Annotated in this window: 14 protein-coding genes, 1 tRNA gene, 1 pseudogene and 1 riboswitch; of the genes and pseudogenes, 8 read left to right on the top strand and 8 right to left on the bottom strand. The window is 73.3% G+C overall.

All coding sequences use genetic code 11. The features are described 5' to 3' along the window. Positions 1-374: 374 nt before the first annotated feature. On the top strand, positions 375-1,139 hold the full coding sequence (locus OHU34_RS22555) for a TetR/AcrR family transcriptional regulator (RefSeq protein ID WP_142265017.1): 765 nt from the start codon (positions 375-377) through the stop codon (positions 1,137-1,139). Between the two features lie 310 nt (positions 1,140-1,449). Next, positions 1,450-3,456 carry a sigma-70 family RNA polymerase sigma factor gene (locus tag OHU34_RS22550; protein WP_142265018.1) on the top strand — a complete coding sequence of 669 codons (2,007 nt, stop codon included), beginning with the start codon at positions 1,450-1,452 and terminating at the stop codon, positions 3,454-3,456. Here the strand turns inward: OHU34_RS22550 and OHU34_RS22545 are convergent. Together OHU34_RS22545 and OHU34_RS22540 are read right to left on the bottom strand one after the other, a co-directional pair. Continuing rightward, positions 3,443-6,849 (bottom strand): annotated as a pseudogene (locus OHU34_RS22545) (BTAD domain-containing putative transcriptional regulator). The gene OHU34_RS22550 and the pseudogene OHU34_RS22545 sit on opposite strands and share 14 nt — an antisense overlap. A 58-nt stretch (positions 6,850-6,907) precedes the next feature. Next, positions 6,908-9,028, bottom strand: coding sequence for an asparagine synthase-related protein (locus OHU34_RS22540; RefSeq protein ID WP_142265020.1), 2,121 nt, complete (start codon positions 9,026-9,028; stop codon positions 6,908-6,910). A gap of 706 nt (positions 9,029-9,734) precedes the next feature. Here OHU34_RS22540 and OHU34_RS22535 point away from each other — a divergent pair. The 4 genes from OHU34_RS22535 (at position 9,735) to OHU34_RS22520 (ending at position 15,159) form a co-directional block, all read left to right on the top strand. Beyond that, a complete protein-coding gene (locus OHU34_RS22535) occupies positions 9,735-11,159 on the top strand; it encodes a hypothetical protein (protein ID WP_028807071.1) in 1,425 nt (474 codons plus the stop codon). An 89-nt stretch (positions 11,160-11,248) separates the two neighbouring features. Beyond that, a complete protein-coding gene (gene lhgO, locus OHU34_RS22530) occupies positions 11,249-12,466 on the top strand; it encodes an L-2-hydroxyglutarate oxidase (protein WP_230195322.1) in 1,218 nt (405 codons plus the stop codon). Positions 12,467-12,643: 177 nt separating this feature from the next. Continuing rightward, positions 12,644-13,486 carry a tRNA (guanosine(46)-N7)-methyltransferase TrmB gene (gene trmB / locus OHU34_RS22525; RefSeq protein ID WP_200839727.1) on the top strand — a complete coding sequence of 281 codons (843 nt, stop codon included), beginning with the start codon at positions 12,644-12,646 and terminating at the stop codon, positions 13,484-13,486. A gap of 92 nt (positions 13,487-13,578) precedes the next feature. Further along, entirely contained in the window at positions 13,579-15,159 is a 1,581-nt protein-coding gene (locus OHU34_RS22520; RefSeq protein ID WP_405768007.1) for a PrsW family intramembrane metalloprotease, read from the top strand. Between the two features lie 55 nt (positions 15,160-15,214). Here OHU34_RS22520 and OHU34_RS22515 read toward each other — a convergent pair whose 3' ends face one another. The 4 genes from OHU34_RS22515 to OHU34_RS22500 form a co-directional block, all read right to left on the bottom strand. Continuing rightward, positions 15,215-16,159: an aldo/keto reductase gene (locus tag OHU34_RS22515; RefSeq protein ID WP_142265023.1), complete on the bottom strand. Its 945-nt coding sequence runs from the start codon at positions 16,157-16,159 to the stop codon at positions 15,215-15,217. Positions 16,160-16,349: 190 nt separating this feature from the next. After that, positions 16,350-17,375, bottom strand: coding sequence for a M23 family metallopeptidase (locus tag OHU34_RS22510; protein WP_405768005.1), 1,026 nt, complete (start codon positions 17,373-17,375; stop codon positions 16,350-16,352). A 7-nt stretch (positions 17,376-17,382) separates the two neighbouring features. Next, positions 17,383-17,551, bottom strand: a riboswitch (cyclic di-AMP (ydaO/yuaA leader). Between the two features lie 348 nt (positions 17,552-17,899). Then, a tRNA-Met gene (locus OHU34_RS22505) sits at positions 17,900-17,973 on the bottom strand. A gap of 71 nt (positions 17,974-18,044) precedes the next feature. Then, positions 18,045-19,172, bottom strand: coding sequence for a dihydrofolate reductase family protein (locus tag OHU34_RS22500; protein ID WP_230195317.1), 1,128 nt, complete (start codon positions 19,170-19,172; stop codon positions 18,045-18,047). Positions 19,173-19,240: 68 nt separating this feature from the next. On the opposite strand from OHU34_RS22500, the gene OHU34_RS22495 reads away from it, so the two are divergent. Both OHU34_RS22495 and ribA read left to right on the top strand, forming a co-directional pair. Continuing rightward, a complete protein-coding gene (locus OHU34_RS22495) occupies positions 19,241-19,765 on the top strand; it encodes a MarR family winged helix-turn-helix transcriptional regulator (protein WP_405768002.1) in 525 nt (174 codons plus the stop codon). Positions 19,766-19,928: 163 nt separating this feature from the next. Beyond that, positions 19,929-20,570 (top strand): GTP cyclohydrolase II, encoded by a 642-nt coding sequence (gene ribA, locus OHU34_RS22490; protein ID WP_142265027.1) that lies wholly within the window; start codon positions 19,929-19,931, stop codon positions 20,568-20,570. On the opposite strand, the gene OHU34_RS22485 is transcribed toward ribA, so the two are convergent. Both OHU34_RS22485 and OHU34_RS22480 read right to left on the bottom strand, forming a co-directional pair. Next, complete coding sequence (locus tag OHU34_RS22485) at positions 20,557-21,318, bottom strand: NUDIX domain-containing protein (protein WP_235034525.1); 762 nt, start codon at positions 21,316-21,318, stop codon at positions 20,557-20,559. The genes ribA and OHU34_RS22485 overlap by 14 nt on opposite strands. Then, on the bottom strand, positions 21,315-21,692 hold the full coding sequence (locus OHU34_RS22480) for a DUF4406 domain-containing protein (protein WP_405772328.1): 378 nt from the start codon (positions 21,690-21,692) through the stop codon (positions 21,315-21,317). The genes OHU34_RS22485 and OHU34_RS22480 overlap by 4 nt, the downstream gene beginning before the upstream one ends. Between the last annotated feature and the right edge of the window lie 3 nt (positions 21,693-21,695).

The following is a 21,695-nucleotide window of genomic DNA, read 5'->3' as shown; positions in this document are numbered from 1 at the left end:
CGCACCGGACGCCGGAGTTTGTCCACAGCCCCGACAATTTGTGTGACCGCGAGTCGGGTGTGCGCAGGGTTGGCCGAAACATCGGAGTGCGGGGCAGGAGCGCAGGTCAGCGGCTGTGCGCCGGGGTGCGGGAAGGGGTGCAATCGGGACGTATACGGCCCGTACTCCGATCGGGGGGCGCTCCGTGCGGAACCTGCCCCTTCTGAATTGACTCCCTCTCAACTATGTTCGTGTGTCGACGGGGTGTCAGGGGGAAGTGCTCTGCGGGTCTGCGACGGGTGGGCCCGGGGAGGCCGTCCCCTGTGTTCCACGCCCCCGACTTTCGATGGCGGGGAGAGTCTCCGGGGGGAGACGTCATTACCGGGGGAACATTCATGCACACTCACAATTCGCATTGGTCGTCCACGTCGGCCCTTTCACCAGGCGGCGCGGTCGGTACGGCGGTGGGCAACGGACGCGGAGAAGGCGCGCGGACGGCACCACTGCGGGTGGACGCACAGCGCAATCTGGAGCATGTACTGCGCGCGGCGCGCGAGGTGTTCGGCGAGCTGGGTTACGGCGCGCCGATGGAGGACGTGGCGCGGCGGGCGCGGGTCGGGGTCGGCACGGTGTACCGGCGCTTCCCGAGCAAGGACGTCCTGGTGCGGCGGATAGCCGAGGAGGAGACGTCCCGGCTGACCGATCAGGCGCGGGCGGCGCTCGGCCAGGAGGACGAGCCGTGGTCGGCGCTGTCGCGTTTCCTGCGGACGTCCGTGGCGTCCGGCGCCGGGCGGTTGCTGCCGCCGCAGGTGCTGCGGGTCGGCGTCGCGGAGGACGAAGCCGAGGGTGTGCCGGCCGACGAGGCGCGGGTGCCGCAGCAGCGGACCCAGTCGGGCGGCGGTGAACTGCGACTCGTCGCCGACGGCACGACGGCGGCCGTCGACGACGCCGGAGCGGCGGCGCTGCTCGAGGTCGTGGGCCTGCTGGTGGAGCGGGCGCGGGAGGCGGGCGAACTGCGCACCGATGTGTCGGTGTCGGATGTCCTGCTGGTCATCGCGACGGCGGCGCCCTCGCTGCCGGATCCGGCTCAGCAGGCGGCGGCCTCGGCGCGGCTGCTGGACATCCTGCTGGAGGGCCTGCGGTCGCGTCCCTCTTCGTGAGGGCCGGGCGGGGCGGCTTCGGCGGCTTGCGGGCCGGTGGCTCGAAAGGGTGACGGTGGGCGGGGGTGGCGCGTGCCCCTCGCCCTCGTCCACCGCACCGGATATTCGCGCCATTCCCGACAGTGGGGCCAACTGCTGCCCGTGGCACGACAGTTGAACCTTGCCCGAACGGGTGAAACCTAGTACTGGATTGCGTCAGGTCCCCACGGACGAGTGGACGGTCCGTCCCACGGGGTCCTGAACAAAAGCCAATATGGCACTCTGACCCGGTGGTCAGGACTGGTTGGGCCGGCGGCGGGGGCTTTCCGCGATGAGTGTTGACGGTGGGGACGACTCGCTCGGTCCATCCGGTGACGGTGACACGGAGGCCGACGGCCCGACCTCACCGCAGGTGCCGAGCCAGGGTGGACGCGCGAGCGGGCACCTGGGCGGTCCTACAGGTGGTCGCCCGGGCGGTCCGGCGGCCCGTCCGCCGCTGCGCCCGCTCGACGACCCGGCCGAGGGCAGCGTTCCGGCCCAGCGCGAGCGGCGGGCCGAGGTCTTCCTGCCGCCGCGGGACCTGCCGCCGGCCGACACCGACCTGATCGAGCGGATGCGCTCGGGCGACGACACGGCGTACGAGGAGCTGTACCGGCGGCACGCCGACGCCGTGCGCCGCTACGCCCGCACCTGCTGCCGGGACGCGCACACCGCCGACGACCTCACCGCCGAGGTCTTCGCCCGCATGCTCCAGGCGGTGCGCGGCGGCTCGGGACCCGAGTACGCCGTCCGCGCCTATCTCCTCACCTGCGTGCGGCGGGTGGCCGCCGACTGGACGCGGTCGGCGAAGCGGGAGCAACTCGTCGACGACTTCGCGGTGTTCGCCACGCAGTCCACCCGCTCCTCCGAAGCCGCCGACGACACGGTGTCCATCGGCTCCTTCGGAGCGGGCCTGGAGCTGGGCGCCGATGTGCGCGCGATGCACGAGGCCGAGCAGTCCATGGCCATGCAGGCCTTCCGCTCGCTGCCCGAGCGCTGGCAGGCGGTGCTGTGGCACACCGAGGTCGAGGACGAGTCGCCGAGCGAGGTCGCCATGCTCTTCGGCCTCGACGCCAACGGCACGCGCGTGCTCGCCAGCCGCGCCCGTGAGGGACTCAAGCAGGCCTACCTCCAGGCCCATGTCAGCGCCACCCTCACCAGCGACGAGGAGTGCGCCGGCTACGCCGACCAGCTCGGCACCTACGCCCGCCGCAGGCTGCGCACCCGGGCCGAACGAGGGCTGCGCAAGCACCTGGAGGAGTGCGCCAAGTGCCGGCTGGCCGCCCTCCAGATCGAGGAGGTCGCCGGCAGCATCCCCGCCGTCGTGCCGGTCGCGGTCATCGGCTGGTTCGGCGCCGCCGGGTACGCCAAGGCGGTGGCGCTCATCGCCGGCGGTGCCGGTGCGGGGGCGGCGGGCGCCGCGGGCGCGGCCGCCGCGGCGAGCGGTTCCTCGAGCGGAGCGGGCGCGGGTGGCGGAGCGCTGGCCTCGGAGGGGCTGGGCGCCCCCGTGAAGGCCGGGATCGCGGCCGGTGTGGTCGCGGTGGCGGCCGCCGCGGTGGCCCTCGCGCTCATCGGCCACGGCGGTCCCGCGGAGCAGCCGAAGGCCGGACCCCCGGCGTCCGCGCCGGCACCGGTCGCGCAGCCCGACGACCCGACACCCGCCCCGACGCCGACGAAGGAGCGCGAGCCGCGGCCCCCGGCGATCGTCCCCGCGGCCGCCCCGACCCCGACCCGCGCCCCCGAGTCGACGCCCACGCCGACGCCGACCCCCACGCCCAGCCCGACACCCACCCCCGTCCCGACCCCGACACCCACCCCGACCCCCACGCCCACCCCGACTCCGGCACCCTTGCCGCCGCCTGCCCCGGTCGTCTATCCGCTGAGCGGGCTGTCCTTCGACGTCAGCGGTGACGGAACCGGACCCGAGATCCGGCTCGGCGGCAGCAGCTGGGTGTGGCAGCGGTACGGGCTGTCCATCGCGGACCGGTGGTACGAGCGCGGGGTGACCGTGCACGGCGACTCCTCGGTCACCGTCGACCTCAACCGGGCGTGCTCCTCCTACGACGCGCTCGTCGGCGTCGACGACCTGACGTCGAAGCTCGGCAAGGTCTCCTTCGCCGTCTACGCCGACGGGCGCCGGGTCTGGACGTCCGGGGTGATCAAGGGCGGTGACCCGGCCGTTCCCGTCCATGTGGATCTCACCGGCCGCGACACCGTGCGTCTGGTGGTCGAGCCGCACGGCGGCCTCGACTCGGTGGCCCTCGCGGACTGGGCGGACTCCGGGTTCACCTGCTCGTAGGCGCCTGTGCGGGCGCGGCCGACGGTCCGGCCGGGTGGTCGCGCACGCCGTCTGTGAGCTCGTGCAGGGCGTCCGTCACCGTCAGGGGTGTGCCCAGGGCGCGCTCGGCCGCGTAACGCTCGGCGCCCAGGGCGTCGCGGGCGGCGGCGTCGGCCAGCTCGGCCCGGGCGTGCTGCGGGGCGGGACGCGGGTGGGGGCGGAGGAGGGCGTCGGAGGCCGCCAGGAGACGGGTCGCGCGCGGGTGGTCCCCGAGCTGGGTCAGCAGGTGCGCCGCGCTGTCCAGGATCGACGACGTGACCGCCTCGGCGCACTGGTCGGCCACCGCCTGGCGCAGTGTGTCGGCGAGCATCGGCAGGCCGTGCTCCGGGCCGGACTCGGCGGCGGTGAGGCGTCGAGCATGTTCAGCGCCGCCACGAACTGGGGCGGCGGGGTGCCCATCCCGGCCGCCACGCGGACCTCGTCGCAGAGCACGCGCGCGTGGGCCACTTCCCCCTCGTGCAGCGCGATGTGGGAGCGCAGCAGAAGGACGAACGCCCGGACGTCGGGCACGCCGTAGCGGTCGGCGGCGCTGTTCGCCTCGTCCAGCGCGGTCAGGGCGCCCTCGACATCGCCCGAGCGGTAGGAGATCTCCGCGAGCCGGGCGATGAGGAACGGCGACTCGGCGTACGCCCCGACCTCGTAGGCGAGGCGCAGCGCCTCGCGGTACTCCCGCTCCGCCTCCGCGAAACGGCCGCGCGCCATCTCCGCCTCGCCGGCCGCGCCGCACACCTGGGCCCGCATCCAGCGGTCGCCGACGCGCAGGCTGAGCACGCGCAGCTCCGCCAGGTCGTCGTCCACGCCGTGCAGCCCGCCGGGTGAGTCGACGACCATGTGGGTGCGGAACATCAGGGCGCAGCCGAGCTCCCAGTCGCCGCCGTGGAGGCGGCAGTTGGCGACGGCGCGGTCCAGGACCCCCCGGACGTCGACCATGTCCCGCATCTGGAAGGCGGTCAGCGGCCAGAGCAGGCCGGGCATCCGCGCCGATTGGGGGCCGCCCGGCTCGTAGTCGGCGCGCAGGCGGACCAGGTACTCCTGGTAGCGCGGGTCCGCCACGAGGTCCTTCGGCTCGGACTCCGACAGCAGGAACAGGTTCAGCATCCGCAGGTTCATCCGCTGCGCGTGCCGGGGGTGGGCCTCCTCCATGGCGGCGGGTGTTCCGAGCAGGGCGTCGACGGGGTCCAGGGCGGCCATGCGGGCGGTGAGATCGGCGGGGACGGTGAACGGACCTTCGGGCGCGGTCTCCCGGAGGGTGTCCAGGACTGCGCCGAGGCGCAGGGTCCGGTCGCTCCACTCGGCGCCCTCGTGGCGGTAGTTGCGCAGCCACCAGAACCAGCCCGTGGCGAGACAGAGGGCGATGGCCTCCTCCTCGTCGCCCGAGGTGAGCGCGCGCCGGAGGGCCACCCGGATGTTGTCCAGTTCGGTCTCCAGGCGGGAGATCCAGAGCAGTTGTCCGGCGGAGCGCAGCAGCGGGTCGGCCCGTTCGACGAGCGCGCGCACCCACGCGAGGTGGCGCCGTCGGGCCGCCGTGCGGCACCGGGGGAGCTCGGCGGCGCGTTCGGTGGCGTACTCGTGGATCGTCTCCAGCATGCGGTAGCGCATGCCGGCTCCGTGGCCCCGCTCGCACGGCGCGGCGATGATCAGGGACTTGTCGACGAGCGCGCCGACCAGGTCCGCGACCGGGCCGGTGCACACGGCTTCCGCCGCCTCCAGGTCCCAGCCGCCCGCGAACACGGACAGCTCGCGCAGCAGTGTGCGCTCCGGTTCGTCGAGCAGGTCCCACGACCAGTCGACGACGGCACGCAGGGTCTGCTGGCGGGGCAGGACCGTGCGGCTGCCCGAGGTGAGGAGGCGGAATCGGTCGTCGAGGCGGTCGGCGATCTGGCGCGGGGTGAGCAGCCGGAGCCGGGCGGCGGCCAGTTCGATGGCGAGCGGCAGTCCGTCCAGTCGCCGGCAGATCTCCGCGATGGCCTCCTCGTCCCGCAGGGCGGCTGCCGCGTCGGGGCGGACGGCGGTCGCGCGCTCGGTGAAGAGGCGGTGCGCCTGGTCGGGGAGGAGTGGCTCGACCGGGCGGACCGACTCGCCGGGGACGCCCAGGGGTTCACGGCTGGTGGCGAGGATCGTGAGCCCTGGGCAGCGGGTGAGGAGGGTCTCGGCGAGGGCGGCGGCCGCGCCGATGACATGTTCGCAGTTGTCAAGGATCAGGAGTTGGCTGCGCGGGGCGCAGTACTCGACGAGCAGGGCGACCGGGTCGTCCTGCGGGGACGCCAGCTCGGTGGTCATCAGGGCGGTCTCGCGCAGACCGAGGGCGCTGACCACCGCGCCCGGCACCGCCTCCGGCCGGTCGAGCGGCGCCAGCTCGGCCAGCCACGCCTGCGGGAGCCCGGCGGCGGCTTCCTCGGCGAGGCGGGTCTTCCCGGAGCCGCCCGGTCCGGTGAGCGTGACGAGACGGGCCCTGTGCAGTTCGGAACGGATGGCGTCGAGCTCGGGTTCCCGGCCCACGAAGGAGGTAAGTCGCGGACGGATGTTGCCGGTGCGCTCGGGGAGTTGCAGCGGGGCACGGGGCGTCGGCGGTGCGACCGGTCCGGGGCTGTGGGCGGATGAGGCGCCGTGGGCCGGTGGGGTGCCGTGGGCCGGTTCCGGGCGGTTGAGGAGCTCGGTGTGCAGGGCGCGCAGCTGCGGGCCCGGGTCGGTGCCGAGGCCGTCGGCAAGGGTGCGGCGGGCGGTCTCGTACGCGGCGAGGGCGTCGGCTTCGCGGCCGGTGTCGCGCAGGGCGCGGATGAGGAGGGCGTGCAGCGGCTCGTCGTACGGGTGCGCCGCGGCCAGTTCGGTCAGGCGCGGTACGGCTTCGCGGGCGCGGCCGAGGAGGAGGTCCGCCTCGGCACGCGCGCGGGTGGCCTCCATCCGGAGCGCCTCGGGGCGGGTGGCCGCGGTGCGGTCGGGGAGGTCGGCGAGGGCGGGGCCCCGCCACAGGGCGAGGGCGTCGTCCAGGGTGCGGGCGGCCGTCGGGGCGTCACCTCGTCCCAGCGCTTCGTTGCCCTGGCGTACGAGACGTTCGAAGACGAAGAGGTCGACGTCGTCGCCGGTCGCGGCGAGGCGGTACCCGCCCGGGGCGGAGGTGACGCTGTCCTTGCCGACGGCCCGGCGCAGACGGCCGATCAGTGCCTGGAGGGCGGCCGGGGCGTCCTGGGGCGGGGTGTCGCCCCACACCTCGTCGATGAGGGTCTCCGGGGCGGTGAGCCGACCCGGGCGCAGGGCCAGGGCCGTGAGGAGGGCGCGGAGCCGGGCACCGGGAACGGGTACGGCGTCGCCCTGGTCGTCCGCTGTCTGGGTGACGCCCAGAATTCTGTACCGCACCCGTTCATTGTCACCGGGGGTGAGGCGTGGGGCACCGGGTTTGTGGGCGGTGGGTCTCTCACCCTCCGGAGGAGACCGCCCGTCGCTGGGGCGCGATGCCCGCCGGTACGGCACGCGCGCGTGCCGGTGTGCCCGTCCAGCAGGTGCCCCTGCGGGACAGCAGACGGCGCAGCCAGAGCTCCAGGGAGACCAGGTCGGCCAGGCCGTCCAGGGGAAGGGGTTCGCCCGCCGCGGCGGCTCTGAGGGCCTTGCGGACCACTCTCGCCTCGATCAGGCCCGCTTCCGCCAGGAGGGGCGCCTCGAAGAGGGTGAGGAGAGGGTCCATGGCCATGCGCAGGCCCGCCCGGGCCGCCGCGGTGGTGGACGCCTGGGAGGGGGCGCCCCAGCCGGGCGGGAGGTCGGTGACGCCGGCGCCCTTCAGGACGGTGCGCAGGATCGCGGCACGCGCCCCCGGTTGCACGCGCAGGGTCTCGGGGAGTGCACGGCACGCGCGGACGACCTGGTTGTCGAGGAACGGCGCGTGCAGTCGCTGGGAGCGGATCTCGGCGGCCTGTTCCAGGACGCGCAGGTCCATGGCGTGCCGGGCGAGGGCGGCGCGGGCCCGGTAGTCACCCGGACGCTGGCCGGGTCCCACGCCGGTGCGGTGCGCGGCCCCCTGGAGGCGAACCGATACTTCAGCCAGCGCCTCCCCCGTCAGCCAGCGCGCGGCAGGGCCCTCTCCACCCCAGGTGAGGGCCGCCAGGGAGGCCCCCACTGCGCCTGAGGGGGCGTCGGAGCCGAAGCTGCGGTGCAGGAGGCGTTCGGCCAGGCCCTCCACGCCCGCGCGGTACGACGTACGGGCCAGCCGGCGGGCCGCGCCGTACACGCGCGCGGGGACGAGCACCGAGCCGTCGGCCTTCGTCAGCGCCGCCACCGGGCGCACGAGATGACGGCGTTTGCGGTCCATCAACAGGTCCGCGAGGCGGGCCGGGTGGGCGTCCAGCACCTGGCGGGCGCCGTAGCCAGTGAAGTGGTCGGCGCTGCCCGCCGCGAGGCGCGCCCGGTGGCGGGCGGCCGTGACCAGGCTCGGGCCGGGTTCGTCGGTCAGCGGGCCGTCCAGGTCGGCGTACGGCAGGGCCTCCTCGCCGCCGGCCACCACGACGTGGTGCAGGCGCGGGTTGGCCGCCAGGGCACCGGCCCGTTCCAGCTCGGCCTCGCGTCCGCCGACGGCCAGGTCGTTGAAGGTGACGGCCAGCAGCCGCTCCCCCGCGCCCGTGCCGTGCCCCAGCAGCGTGCCCGGCATGCCGGGCAGACCCGCCGCGAGGAGCGCCAGCGTGCCGGAGGCCGGACCGCCGGAGAGGTCGGCGCCGATGCCGGGAACGGGCATCCCGCGCGCGGCACGCCGTTCCGCGGGCCCCATGCCGGGCACGGGGCCCGGGTCGATGTCGGGGACGTGCCGGGGCGCGGCCAGACGCGCGCGCACCGCCTCGACGAGCGCGTCGCGTACGGCGCCGACCGCGCTGTCCGGGTCGGCGAGGGGCGCCGCCACGGCGAGCGAGGCGACCTGTTCGTACCCGGCGATCTCACGGGCCCCGGCGCGAAGGATCAGCGCGTGCCCCGGCGGAATGCGGTGCACGCCGTCGTACGGGGTGGAGTCGTGCAGGGCGGCCGGTACGTCGGGGGCGGCGAGGAGCGCCGCCAGGTGGCCGAAGTCGAGGTTGGCCTCGATGAGGTCGGCCAGCGGCAGCGCGGCCGTCGCGTACGCCGTGCCGCCGGCCCAGGGAGTGTGGAACACCGGGCGCGCGCCCGCCAGATCGCCGCAGACGGTGATGCGCCGGCCGACCTGGACGATCGCCGTGTAGCTGCCCGGCCAGGCCGTCAGATGCCGAAGTGCCCCTCCGCGCGCGGCGAACAGTCCGACGCGCAGCTGTTCGTCGGTCGCGCCGCAGGTGCCGAGGACCGCGACCCGGGTCTGGGCGTCGGCCTTCACCACCCGCACCTCGTCGGGGCGCCAGTCGCCCACGGCCCACAGCGGATCGGGGTCGCCCCACAGGAGTTGGGAGCCGACCGGGTGCAGGGTCTCGCCGTCCTGGCCGACCCGCCCTCCGTACGCCGCATCGTCGTCGTGACGACCGTCATGCCCAACGGATCCGCCCAGCGCGCCCGCGGCGGTGCTGCTCCATCCCACCAACCACCGCATGGACGCCTCCACAGGCTGTGGACAACCGAGTGCACCGTACGAACGGTTCACCATGCTGCCACGAAGAACGCCCCGCAGAAGGAGGCGGCGCCGCTCGCGATCCGGGGACTGCGCCCGCGTCAACTCGTCGGCACCCCTGAGGGAGTCGCTCTGCACCCCGGTGTCTGCGACGTGAATGCGCCCCCGGTACGCTCCCCCAAGACGCCCTGCGCGCCCTCGATTTCCGTGGTGGGAGGCGTTGTCCCCCACAGAACAGAGGGTCGATTTTCGGCCAAATCCCCGTTGTGCGCCGCGCGTCGAGAACGTCCCGCGCAGGCTTCGCACACGCTCCGTACACACACGCGTGCCCGGCAGGGCTCGCGCCGGTCCGGGAGACGGACGCCGCCTCCCGGACCGCTCCGCCGCCCGCGGGGATGAAGGCGGCGGTGTCCCCCAGCCCACTGGATCCAGTACAGCGGGCCGACCCACGCACGACCCATGGAACCGCTCCCGTGGTGGCCGGAGAAGAGCGCACTGCCGGGCGCACGGCCACACAGCGGGAGCACGCCGCGACGGTCCGTACCGGCGCTCCGGCATTCGTACGGACCACAATCCCGCCAACCGGAAGAATGCCCCTTAACGCTTGGGATGCGGCGAACTACGCTGGGTTTACGAATGCCGCATGGTTATGCCAGCGCGGCAGCCGTCTGTGTCGAGGGGTGGCGCAATGTCCAGGGAGCAACGCGGGCCGAACGAAAAACTCGGCGCCGTTCTCGCCCTCGCGGGAATCAGCAACGCAGGACTCGCGCGACGCGTCAACGATCTTGGCGCTCAACGCGGGTTGACTCTTCGCTACGACAAGACGTCCGTGGCGCGCTGGGTGTCGAAGGGCATGGTGCCGCAAGGCGCCGCGCCCCACCTCATCGCGGCCGCCATCGGTCAGAAGCTCGGCCGTCCGGTGCCGCTCCATGAGATCGGCCTGGCGGACGCGGATCCCGCGCCCGAAGTGGGCCTCGCCTTCCCCAGGGACGTCAACCAGGCCGTGCGCTCCGCCACGGAGCTCTATCGCCTCGACCTCGCCGGCCGCCGGGCCGGTTCCGGGGGCATCTGGCAGTCACTGGCCGGATCGTTCGCAGTAAGCGCGTACGCGACGCCCGCCTCACGGTGGCTGATAACCCCGGCCGACAGTTCGGTGGCGCGCGACGCACACCTCGTGGAGGAGTCCGGCGCACCGCTCAAAGTCGGCCACAGCGATGTGCAGAAGCTGCGGGAGGCCGCCGAGGACGCCAGACGCTGGGACTCCAAGTACGGAGGCGGCGACTGGCGTTCGTCCATGGTGCCGGAGTGCCTGCGGGTGGAGGCGGCTCCGCTGCTGCTCGGCTCGTACTCCGACGAGGTCGGCCGGGCCCTGTTCGGGGCGAGCGCCGAACTGACCCGGCTGGCGGGGTGGATGGCCTTCGACACCGGTCAGCAGGAGGCCGCGCAGCGCTACTACATCCAGGCGCTGCGGCTCGCCCGCGCGGCGGCCGACGTACCCCTCGGGGGGTATGTCCTGGCCTCCATGTCCCTCCAGGCCACCTACCGCGGTTTCGGCGACGAGGGCGTCGATCTCGCACAGGCGGCCCTGGAGCGCAACCGGGGGCTGGCCACGGCCCGCACGATGAGCTTCTTCCGGCTCGTCGAGGCACGCGCGCACGCCCGCGCCGGGGACGCGCATGCCGCCGGCGCGGCGCTGAAGGCCGCCGAGGGCTGGCTGGAGCGGTCCCGTGACGGCGACCACGATCCGTCCTGGCTCGGCTTCTACTCCTACGACCGGTTCGCCGCCGATGCCGCCGAGTGCTACCGCGACCTGAAGGCTCCGCGTCAGGTGCGGAGGTTCACCGAGCAGGCGCTGTCGCAGCCGACGGAGGAGTTCGTCCGGTCGCACGGGCTGCGGCTCGTCGTCTCGGCGGTCGCCGAGCTGGAGTCGGGGAACCTCGACGCCGCCTGCGCGCAGGGGGTGCGGGCCGTGGAGGTGGCGGGGCGTATCTCCTCCGCCCGCACCACCGAGTACGTCAAGGATCTTCTGCATCGGCTGGAGCCCTACGGCGACGAACCCAGGGTGGTGGAACTGCGCGAGCGGGCCCGGCCTCTGCTGATGACTCCGGCGTAGGTCGGCGCGGGGCGGCGCCGGACCCGCATGACGCCCGACCCGGGTTTGAAGGCACTGTCAGTGGCGCAGTGCACTATCGAAGCCGGGAGGTGGTGTACGTGTCGAAGATCGCTTACGACTGTGATGTGCTCGTGGTCGGCGGGGGCATCGTCGGGCTGTCCACGGCGTACGCGATCACGCGTGCCGCGCCGGGTACGCGAGTGACGGTGCTGGAGAAGGAGCCCGGGGTCGCCCGGCACCAGACGGGGCGCAACAGCGGGGTCATCCACAGCGGGATCTACTACCGGCCGGGGTCGCTGAAGGCGCGGTACGCGGTACGCGGCGCGGCGGAGCTGACGAAGTTCTGCGCGGAGTACGGCATCGCCCACTCCGTCACCGGCAAACTGATCGTCGCCACGGACCGGGCCGAGCTGCCCCGCCTGCACGCGCTGGTGCAGCGCGGCCGGGAGAACGGGATTCCGGTCCGGGAACTGGGCGCCGCCCAGATCGCGGAGTACGAGCCCGAGGTCCGCGGACTCGCCGCCATACGCGTGCGGACGACCGGGATCTGTGACTACACGGCCGTCGCACGGCAGCTGGGCCGGGCCTCCGGGGCGGAGATCCGGTACGGCGCCCGGGCCGTGCGGATCGACCGGCGGCCGGATCGCGGGGTGGCGGTGCTCACCGCGCGCGGGGACGTCGTACGGGGGCGGGTGCTGGTGAACTGCGCCGGGCTGTACTGCGACGAGGTCGCCCGGCTGACGGGGGACGAGCCCGAGGTGCGGATCGTGCCGTTCCGGGGCGAGTACTACGAGCTGGCGCGGCCGGAGCTGGTGCGCGGGCTGGTGTACCCGGTGCCCGATCCGGCGTTCCCGTTCCTCGGCGTCCATCTGACCAGGGGGATCGACGGGGGTGTGCACGTCGGCCCCAATGCCGTGCCGGCGCTGGCCCGGGAGGGGTACGGCTGGGGCGTCGTACGGCCCCGTGAGGCGATGGCGACGGCGGCCTGGCCCGGAGTGTGGCGAATGGGCCGGCAGCACTGGCGGTACGGGGTCGGGGAACTGCGGCGGTCGGTGTCGAAGGGCGCGTTCGTGGACGCGGTGCGCCGGCTGCTGCCTGCGGTGGAGGAGGGGGACCTGGTGCGCGCGGCGGCCGGGGTGCGGGCGCAGGCGGTGCTGCGGGACGGCACCCTGGTGGACGACTTCCTCATTCGGGAGGGGCCGCGGACGGTCCACGTGCTGAACGCGCCCTCGCCGGCGGCCACCGCCGCACTGCCGATCGGGCGGGAGGTGGCCCGCCGGGCCCTGGCAGCGCTGACCGACGCGTGAGCGGCGGGGTACCGCGCCCACCGAGGCGGCGGTCGGAGGCGGGGCTCACGGGTGGACGGTCGGGTGCCGCACCCACCGAGGCAGCGGTCGGGTGCCGCGCCCACCGAGGCAGCGGTCGGGTGCCGGGCTCCCGGGCGCGGCAGGCACCGGGAGCCGACCCGTAAAATCGACACCACTGTGTCTGATTCCGTGAGCACCCCCGAAGCCCCCCAGCCCTTTCCCGGCGGCGAGCACCACCCGGGCGAGTCCGTTCGGCACACCCGGGCCAAGGGGGAACCCAGGTTCCCCGACGGGCCCAAGGCCGATCCCGCCGGGTCGCACTTCGAGCGGCGGATCCGGAGTTTCCAGCCCCGGCGCAGCCGGGTGACGGCCGGGCAGGCGGACGCGTTGCAGCGGCTGTGGGCCAAGTGGGGGCTCGACATCGACGGGCACGCCGTCGACCTCGCCGAGCTGTTCGGCGACGACCGTCCCGTCGTGCTGGAGATCGGCTTCGGCATGGGTGAGGCGACCGCGCAGATGGCGGCCGCCGACCCGGACACCGGCATCCTCGCGGTGGACGTGCACACGCCCGGCCAGGGAAATCTGCTCAACCTCGCGGACCGCACGGGGCTGACCAACGTCCGGGTGGCCAACGGTGACGCGATCATCCTGCTGCGCGAGATGCTGCCGGCGGACTCGCTCGACGGGCTGCGCGTCTACTTCCCCGACCCCTGGCCGAAGAAGCGCCACCACAAGCGGCGCCTCATCCAGCCCGAGTTCCTCGACCTGGCCGCGACCCGGCTGAAGCCGGGCGCGACCGTGCACTGCGCCACGGACTGGGAGCCGTACGCCGAGCAGATGCTCGAAGTGCTGACCGCGCACCCCCGCTTCGAGAACACCCGGGCCGACGGCGGGTTCGCGCCCCGGCCCGAGTTCCGGCCGCTGACCCGTTTCGAGGGGCAGGGGCTGGACAAGGGTCACGTCGTGAACGATCTGCTCTTCCGTCGCGTACAGCATCGCGTCCGGCCCGGGGATCGCTGACCGCCCAGGGGGCCGGTCAACGAGACCGACCAAGGGATCACCGACCGACCTCCCCCTCCACCACAGTCCTCTCCCTCGTTAGGGTCGATGCCGTGGCCATCTGTCCTCCGTTTCCGCCCCGTCCGCCGCATCCCGGCGGCGCACCCGAGGACGGTGTGCTGCGGCACGCTCACTGGTGGCAGCGGTGGGGGTCCGCCCGGGGCCGAGCGCAGCCGAGGGCTTGGGGGAGGGTGCGGTACGGGGCGCTGATCACCCTGCTCACGCTGTCCGGCCTGGTCATCCTCGCGCTGGTGCGCGAACAGACCGGTACGGAAGGGTTCCTGGTCGGGCTCGGGCTCGCCGTACTGCCCGTGCCGCTGCTGGTCGCCGCCTTCCGATGGCTGGACCGGGTCGAGCCCGGACCCTGGCGGAACCTGGTCTTCGCCTTCGCCTGGGGCGCGTGCGCGGCAGCGCTGATAGCCATCATCGCCAACAGTTTCGCGACCAGATGGATAGCGACCGCGACCGCCGACCCGTCCAGCGCGGACACCCTCGGGGCGACCGTCATAGCGCCGATCGTCGAGGAGTCCGCGAAGGCCGCCGCCGTCCTGCTGGTGTTCCTCTTCCGCAGGCGGGACTTCACCGGGATCGTCGACGGCGTGGTCATAGCCGGGGTCACCGCCACCGGGTTCGCCTTCACCGAGAACATCCTCTACCTCGGCACCGCCTTCGGCACCGACCAGCTCACGGGCGACACCGGCATCGCCTCGGTCACCGCCGCGACCTTCTTCGTGCGCGTCGTCATGTCGCCGTTCGCGCACCCCCTGTTCACCGTCCTGACCGGCATCGGCTTCGGCGTCGCCGCGCTCTCCGGGGACCGCCAGCACCTGCGGCGCGTGCTGGTCCCGACGGCCGGACTGCTCCTCGCGATGGGCATGCACGCCCTGTGGAACGGCTCCTCGTCGTTCGGCGAGTTCGGGTTCTTCGCGGTGTACGCGGCGATCATGGTGCCCGCGTTCGGGCTGCTGACCTGGCTGGTGGTGTGGACGCGGCAACGCGAGCTGCGCACCGTACGCGAGGAACTGCCCGCCTACGCGGCCGCCGGCTGGCTCACCCCGGCCGAGCCGTACGCGCTCGGCTCGATGCGGGCACGGCGACTGGCCCGGGAGTACGCCGGCCGGTACCTCGGCAAGCCGGCCGCGCGGGAGGTCGCGCGGTACGAGGCGTACGCGACGTCCCTCGCGTTCCTGCGGCACCGCGGCCGACGGGGGCGGGCCGGCGCCGACTTCCTCGTCCGCGAGCGGGAGTTGCTCAACGAACTGTGGCGGCGGACGGACGTCGCCCGGCCCGCGCTGGACCACGCGGCCCGGATGACGGCCCCGCCGGTACGGGTGGCCGCGCCGCCCTGGCCGGTCCCCGGGGTGTACGGGTACGGCCGGGGTCCGGCCCACGGCCAGGGGTACAGCGCCGGATTCGGCCATCCGACGGCGCCGGTGTACGGCAGTCCGGCGGCGCCGGTGTACGGCAGTCCGGCGGCGCCGTCGTACGGCAGTCCGGCGGCGCCGTCGTACGGGTACGGATACGGCTACGGGTACCCCGCGGCACACGTCCCCGGGCCCGGACCCGGCCCCACGCACGGACCCGGACCGGGGTATCCGGCGGGACCGTATCCCGCTCCCCACTCGCAACGGTAGGCCGGGCTGGGCAGCTCGGACCGGCGCAGGTCGGGTCGAGACCCGGTTCGGGTCGTCAGGCCGAGGCGCGGGTCAGCCGGGTGATCTCCTCCGCCGTCAGTTCCAGCTGCGCCACCCCCAGCAGCGCCGGCAGCTGCTCGACCGTCCGCGCGGAGGCGATCGGCGCGGCCACCGTCGGCTGCGCGGCGAGCCACGCCAGGGCGACCGTGGGGATGGCGGTGTCGTGGGCCTGGGCGATCTCGTCCAGGGCGGTGAGGACGTTGCGGCCCCGCTCCGTGTCGAGGTGCTTGGCGGCGCCGGCCGCGCGGGCGCTCTGCACGGTCGTACCGGGCCGGTACTTGCCGGTGAGGAAACCGGCGGCCAGGGCGAAGTACGGGACGGCGGCGAGGCCGAAGCGGGCGGCGAGGTCCTGCAGTCCGCCCTCGTAGGTGTCGCGGGAGACCAGGTTGTAGTGGGGCTGGAGGGCGACGTAGCGGGCCAGGCCCTCACGGTCGGAGAACTCCAGGGACTCCTGGAGACGCTCGGGCGTGATGTTGGAGGCGGCGATGTGCCGCACCTTGCCCGCCCGCACCAGCTCGTCGAGCGCGCCGACGATCTCCTCGACGGGCACCTCGGGCTTGTCGAAGTGCGTGTAGTAGAGGTCGATGTGGTCGGTGCCCAGACGGCGGAGCGAGGCCTCGGCGGCGGCCTTGATGTTGTCGGCGGACAGGCCGGGGAACTCGGGGTGCTGGCTCACCTTGGTGGCGATCACGACGTCGTCGCGGTTGCCCCGGGCCTGTACCCACCTGCCGATGATGGTCTCGGACTCACCGCCGCTGTTGCCGTCGATCCACGCCGAGTAGGAGTCGGCGGTGTCGACGAAGTTGCCGCCCGCGGCCGCGTAGGCGTCGAGTACGGCGAAGGAGGCCGTCTCGTCGGCGGTCCAGCCGAAGACGTTGCCGCCGAGGGAGAGCGGGAAGACGTCGAGGTCGGAGGAGCCGAGCTTGCGAAGAGAAGTCATGCTTCGTGTCAACGGGCGCCGACGGCCCGCCCATTCCGGGCGTGACGCGAAGAACATGTGAACAGCACGTATGACCGGCACCTGTGACCGCGGCTGTGACAGGCACAGACCGGCAGCCCCGACGCCGAGGGCGTCGGGGCTGCCGGGAGGATCAGGATGGAGAGACGGATCGGGGCTCGGGAGGGACGACTCAGGGGTTGAGGCCCTTGTCGCGCAGCCAGGCCGCCGGGTCGATGCCTTCGGCGCTGCCGCCCGGGTGGACCTCGAGGTGGAGGTGGGCCCCGGTGACGTTCCCGGTCGCGCCCACCCGTCCGATCACATCACCGGTGGCGACCTTCTGGCCGACACTGACGCTGATCGACGACTGGTGGCAGAACCACAGCTCGGTGCCGTCGTCCAGGGTCAGGATGGTGCGGTAGCCGTAGGAACCGGCCCAGCCGGCCTCGGTGATGGTGCCGCTGTGGACGGCCTTGATGAGCGTGCCCGTCGGCGCGGCGAAGTCGAGACCCGTGTGGTAGCCGGAGGACCAGAGCGAACCGGCCTGACCGAAGGTCGAGGTGATGGTGTACGAGGAGGTCGGCAGCGTGTACTGCTTGGCCAGCTCGGCCAGGCGCGCGGCCTCGGCCTTGGCGGCTGCTTCCTCGGCGGCCTTCTTCTTCGCGGCGGCGGCCTTGGCCTCCGCCTCCTTCTCGGCCTTGGCGGCGGCGTCGGACTCGGCCTTGGCGGCTGCGGCGAGAGCCTTGACCTCGACCTGCGACTGCTGCGACTCGGCCTGCGCCATGATCCGGCTGCGCAGCGCCTCGCCGGCGTCGGCGGTGCTCTCCTCGGTGTCCACGGCGGCTTCCGAGCCGAAGCTGGCGAGGGCCGGCGCGGCTTCCGGGGTGGGCTCGTCGTCGTCGGAGATGAGCGAGCCGACGTTGGGCAGGTCCGGCATCGAGATGGAGACCGGGGCCTTGCCGGTGTTGGCGCTGGCCATGCCACCCGCGCTGACGGCGGCTATGACGCCGACACCGAGAACGGTGGAGCTGCGGGCGAATCCGCCGCCGCGCTGCTTGGCGACGCGGTGCTTGCCGCGTACCGGGCGAGTGGACTCCGCGGTGGGGTTCCACTCCTCCCAAGGTCCCTCGTCGGTGCGGTAGTCGCCGTAGCCGAAGGTCTCGGTGGGCCGCTGGCTGGGCGCGTACGGGGCCTCGGGGGCAGGCGGGTTGGACGCCACGCGGGCGCACTCCTTTCCTTCCGTCGCCTACCGGGTTAGCTGACGGGTTCGGAGCGGGAAGGTCTCCTACGCGCGTATACCGGTCGTGGACTCTGCGAGTTCACGACGGCTTCCGCGTGATTCACCCCATGGTGGTGGTTCCCCGGTTCCCTTGCGGGATTCGGCACGTGCCGCACGGAGCCGACTCTGGTGCCGGCTGGGACGACCGCGCTGCGTTATCGAACGTTAATAGACCCGGGGGTGGGTTTCCAAGCTGTTCCTCTTGATCAACAACATTTCCGGCCTGGACTTTTGGGCTACCAGCGGTGAAAAACGGGCGAGTTGACCACGCCTCGACATGCCCCGGAAACGCTTCGTCAGTCACGGGAGTTTTGATGGTGACCCAGTCGTTATGCGCAGGGCGGTCGTCCGGTCACCAAGAGTGAGGAAGAGGGCGGAGTCGTCGGAGTCGCCGAAGCAGTCGAAGTGGTCGACGAAGCACCGAAGGCCGGAACCCTTTCGGATTCCGGCCTTCGGTTTATCAGTAGCGGGGACAGGATTTGAACCTGCGACCTCTGGGTTATGAGCCCAGCGAGCTACCGAGCTGCTCCACCCCGCGGCGATGAACACAACTGTACGCCATCAGCGGGACGGAAAGCACATCGGTTGATCCGCGGGGCCCCAGCGGCCTCAGAGGAGGTGCCGGTTCGGCTCCTTCGCCCGCTCCTCGTACTCCGGGAGCACGAGGACGTCGACGCCCTGGGCCGTCAGCAGGCCGGTTCCGTCCGCCTCGGTGACGAAGGTGTCCGGCTCGCGCCAGGCCGTGACCACCCTGCGCACCCCCGCGTCGAGGATGAGGCGGGCGCACGGGGCCGGGCGGGAGGAGCGCCGGGCGCACGGTTCGAGGCTGCTGTAGACGGTGGCGGTGGACAGCCGGGGGTCGGCGGGATCGAGCTTCGCGAGGGCGGCCTCCTCGGCGTGCACGACCGGGTCGCCGGCCTCGCGGGAGTGCCCGCGTGCCAGCTCCGTGCCGTCGGCGGCCACGATCACCGCGCCGACGCTGAAGGCGGTGCCCGACGGCGGGCAGTCGGCGGCGAGGGCGCAGGCGAGGGCCAGCCAGTGCCGGTCGGCCGCGGCGGGCAGCGGTCCGGCACCGGGGGCGGTGGGCTCGTAGCGGTTCAGGACGACGTCCTCGATGCGCCGGGTCTCCACCAGACGCAGGCGTCCGCCCTGGTAGCCGCCCGGTCCGAACAGGCGGGGCGCGGCCGGGTCGCCCACGAAGAGCGGGGCGAGGACGAGCTGGAGCTCGTCGGCGAGGCCCTGCCGGAGCAGCTGGGTATGGATCGTTCCGCCGCCCTCGACCATGAGCCGCCGTACGCCGCGCACGTCGTGGAGGTGTTCGAGGAGGCGGCGCCAGTCCAGTTCGGGGCCGAGCGGGACGGCGTCCGCGGCAAGGCCCAGCGCGTGGACCCGCTCGGCGCCCTTCTCCGTCGTGTACACGATCTTCTCGCCGCCCGTGTGCCAGAAGTTCGCCGCCGGGTCGAGGTCCCCTGAGCCGCTGACGGTGACCTTGAGGGGGTACGGCGGCAGTCCGGCGGCCTCGCGGGCGGCGCGGCGCTCGGGGGAGTTCACGAGGAGCCGGGGGTTGTCGGCGCGGATCGTGCCGGCGCCGATGAGGATGGCGTCGACGGAGGCCCGCACCTCGTCGACGCGGTCGAAGTCGGCGCGGCCGGAAAGGAGCAGGCGCTCGGGCGTGGTGTCGTCCAGATAGCCGTCGAGAGAGACGGCGGCGGACAGCAGGACGTACGGGTACGGCATCGGCGCGGCTCTCCCTGGGATGACGGGCAGGGCTTGGTTCAAGTTTGAAACAAACTTACACTGGGGGCATGACTACTCGCTGGCTCACCCCCGAGGAGCAACGCGCCTGGCGCGCGTACGTTGCCGGCTACCTCCTCCTCGAGGACGCGATCGACCGGCAGCTCCAGCAGGAGGCCGGCATGCCCCACCTGTACTACTCCATCCTCGCCAACCTCTCCGACGTCCCGGACCGGCGGCTGCGGATGACCGACCTCGCGGAGCGGCTGAAGATCACCCGCAGCCGGCTGACCTACGCGATCTCCCGGCTGGAGAAGGACGGGCTGGTGCGGCGCGAGGACTGCCAGTGGGACAAGCGCGGCAGCGTCGCGGTCCTGACGGACGAGGGCATCACGGTGCTGGAGAGCGTGGCGCCCGGCCATGTCGAGACGGTCCGCGCGGCCCTGTTCGACCGGCTCACCCCCGAGCAGGTGGGACAGCTGGAGGAGATCTTCACGCAGGTCGCACGCGGGTTCCAGGAGAACGGCGGCGACGAGACGGCTCCGGAGGATCTCCCGTGGCGTCGCCGCTCGTCGCCCTGCTCCGGCACCCCGTGACCGCCTGACCGCGGACTCGCGAGGGGCATGAGGGGCACCACAAACCAGTTGCTTCAAATTTAAAGCATGGGGTAGGGTCTCGATTCGTTGGATCTGCTTCAAATCTGAAGCACAAGGCGGCCCGGCGCCGCCTTGCCACTGTCCTCCGGACCCGGGAGACCGCATGCCCGACACCCCCGCCGCCACCCCGCGCGCCCGCGTCCGGGTACCGCTGCGCTTCCCCGACGGCTACGCCGTCGACGCCGAACTGGTCACCTTCCACGGCCTCGTCGACGGACAGGAGCACGTCGCCGTCGTCCTCGGCGAGCCGGCGCCCGGCGTCACCCCCCTGGTCCGGCTGCACTCCGAGTGCCTGACCGGTGATGTCTTCGGCTCGGCCCGCTGCGACTGCGGGCCGCAACTGCGCGAGGCGGTCGAGCGCATAGCCGGGACCGGCGGTGTCCTGCTCTACCTCCGTCAGGAGGGCCGCGGCATCGGCCTCTACAACAAGCTCGACGCGTACGCCCTCCAGGACCAGGGCCTGGACACCTACGAGGCGAACGCCGCGCTCGGCCTGCCCGAGGACGACCGGGACTACACGGCCGCCGCCCAGATGCTGCGCGCGCTGGGCATCACGAGCCTGGACCTGCTGTCCAACAACCCCGACAAGGCCGGCCAGTTGCGCGACCTGGGCATCGAGGTCCAGGACCGGGTCCCGACGGGCGTCTTCACGACCCCGCACAACGTCCGCTACCTGCGCGCGAAGGTCCTCCAGACCCAGCACACGCTGCCGCTGGCCGACCTCACCGGGCTCAGCGTGGGCTGACCGCCGGCGGCCCGAACGGGCCGTCCAGCGCGGCCCACTGGAGCAGCATGATGGTCTTCGCGTCCGCGATCGCGCCGGTGCGGACGAGGTCGAGGGCCTCGGTGAAGGGGAGTTCGACGACGGCGATGTCCTCGCCCTCGGCCGCCACGCCCGCCGTGTCGGCGCCGGGGGCGGAGGCGTCGTAAGGGGCGGCGAAGAAGCTGAGGCGCTCGGTGACCGACCCGGGGCTCATGAACGCGTCGAAGACATGCTCGACGTCGTGCACCGCGCGTCCGGTCTCCTCGGCCGCCTCGCGGCGGATCGCCTCGCGCGGGTCGTCGCCGTCCAGGAGTCCGGCGGCGGCCTCCAGCAGCATGCCGTCCGGATGTCCGTTGACGTACGCGGGCAGCCGGAACTGCCGGGTGAGCAGGACGGTACGGCGGTCGGGGTCGTAGAGCAGGATCGTGGCGCCGTCGCCCCGGTCGTACGTCTCACGCAGTTCGCGGCTCCAGTGCCCGTCGCTGTGCCGGTAGTCGAAGGTGGTGCGGCGCAGGACGGACCAGTCGCAGGCGAGCACCTCGACGTCGAGGACGCGGACCCGGTCGTTGCCGGTGAGGTCGCGTCCGTGGCGGTCGAGTCCGGTGCGGCCGCGGGGGTCGGGGACGTCGATGCCGGGGGTGCCGGGGACGGGGCGGGGCGGAGCACCGTGGGGCGGAGCGTCGTGGGAGCCGGGCGCGGGGGCGGGTGAGGGGGCAAGGCGCTCGGTCATCGGCGGCCTTCGAGGAGGGTGGCAGCGACGTCGGGGACGGCGCCGAGGTCGGCGTAGACCGGCTTGCCCTGGGCACGGGCCCGGTCGGTCATCCGGTCCGCGCCCTGCGACGGACCGCCGATGCGCAGCACCGCGTCGCAGCGCTCCAGCAGGCGTTCGGCGACGGGGTGGAAGAGCTCGTCGAAGAGCGGGTCGCCGGTGGCGGCGCCGCCCGCCGCCTCCAGCAGGGGCAGCGCGAGCGCCTCGCCGGTGACGGGCAGGTGCCCGGCGCGGAACAGGACGAGGGCGACCTCGTTCATGGCCCTCACATGGGCCGCGAGCTTCGCGGGGTCGTCGCCGGTGCCCGAACGGTAGGGGCCGGCGACCAGGATCATCAG

Origin of the sequence: Streptomyces sp. NBC_00080, from assembly GCF_045041255.1 — a bacterium.
GTDB lineage: Bacteria > Actinomycetota > Actinomycetes > Streptomycetales > Streptomycetaceae > Streptomyces > Streptomyces coriariae.
Note: the sequence above shows the minus strand (reverse complement) of the source record. Positions and strands in the feature narration are given on the sequence as shown.

What these genes read in the sequence shown, in the direction of transcription:
- OHU34_RS22555 (WP_142265017.1), top strand. Translation starts at nt 375, where the DNA reads ATGCACACTCACAATTCGCATTGGTCGTCCACGTCGGCCCTTTCACCA.
- OHU34_RS22550 (WP_142265018.1), top strand. Translation starts at nt 1,450, where the DNA reads ATGAGTGTTGACGGTGGGGACGACTCGCTCGGTCCATCCGGTGACGGT.
- OHU34_RS22540 (WP_142265020.1), bottom strand. Translation starts at nt 9,028, where the DNA reads ATGCGGTGGTTGGTGGGATGGAGCAGCACCGCCGCGGGCGCGCTGGGC.
- OHU34_RS22535 (WP_028807071.1), top strand. Translation starts at nt 9,735, where the DNA reads ATGTCCAGGGAGCAACGCGGGCCGAACGAAAAACTCGGCGCCGTTCTC.
- OHU34_RS22515 (WP_142265023.1), bottom strand. Translation starts at nt 16,159, where the DNA reads ATGACTTCTCTTCGCAAGCTCGGCTCCTCCGACCTCGACGTCTTCCCG.
- OHU34_RS22500 (WP_230195317.1), bottom strand. Translation starts at nt 19,172, where the DNA reads ATGCCGTACCCGTACGTCCTGCTGTCCGCCGCCGTCTCTCTCGACGGC.
- OHU34_RS22495 (WP_405768002.1), top strand. Translation starts at nt 19,241, where the DNA reads ATGACTACTCGCTGGCTCACCCCCGAGGAGCAACGCGCCTGGCGCGCG.
- ribA (WP_142265027.1), top strand. Translation starts at nt 19,929, where the DNA reads ATGCCCGACACCCCCGCCGCCACCCCGCGCGCCCGCGTCCGGGTACCG.
- OHU34_RS22485 (WP_235034525.1), bottom strand. Translation starts at nt 21,318, where the DNA reads ATGACCGAGCGCCTTGCCCCCTCACCCGCCCCCGCGCCCGGCTCCCAC.
- OHU34_RS22480 (WP_405772328.1), bottom strand. Translation starts at nt 21,692, where the DNA reads ATGATCCTGGTCGCCGGCCCCTACCGTTCGGGCACCGGCGACGACCCC.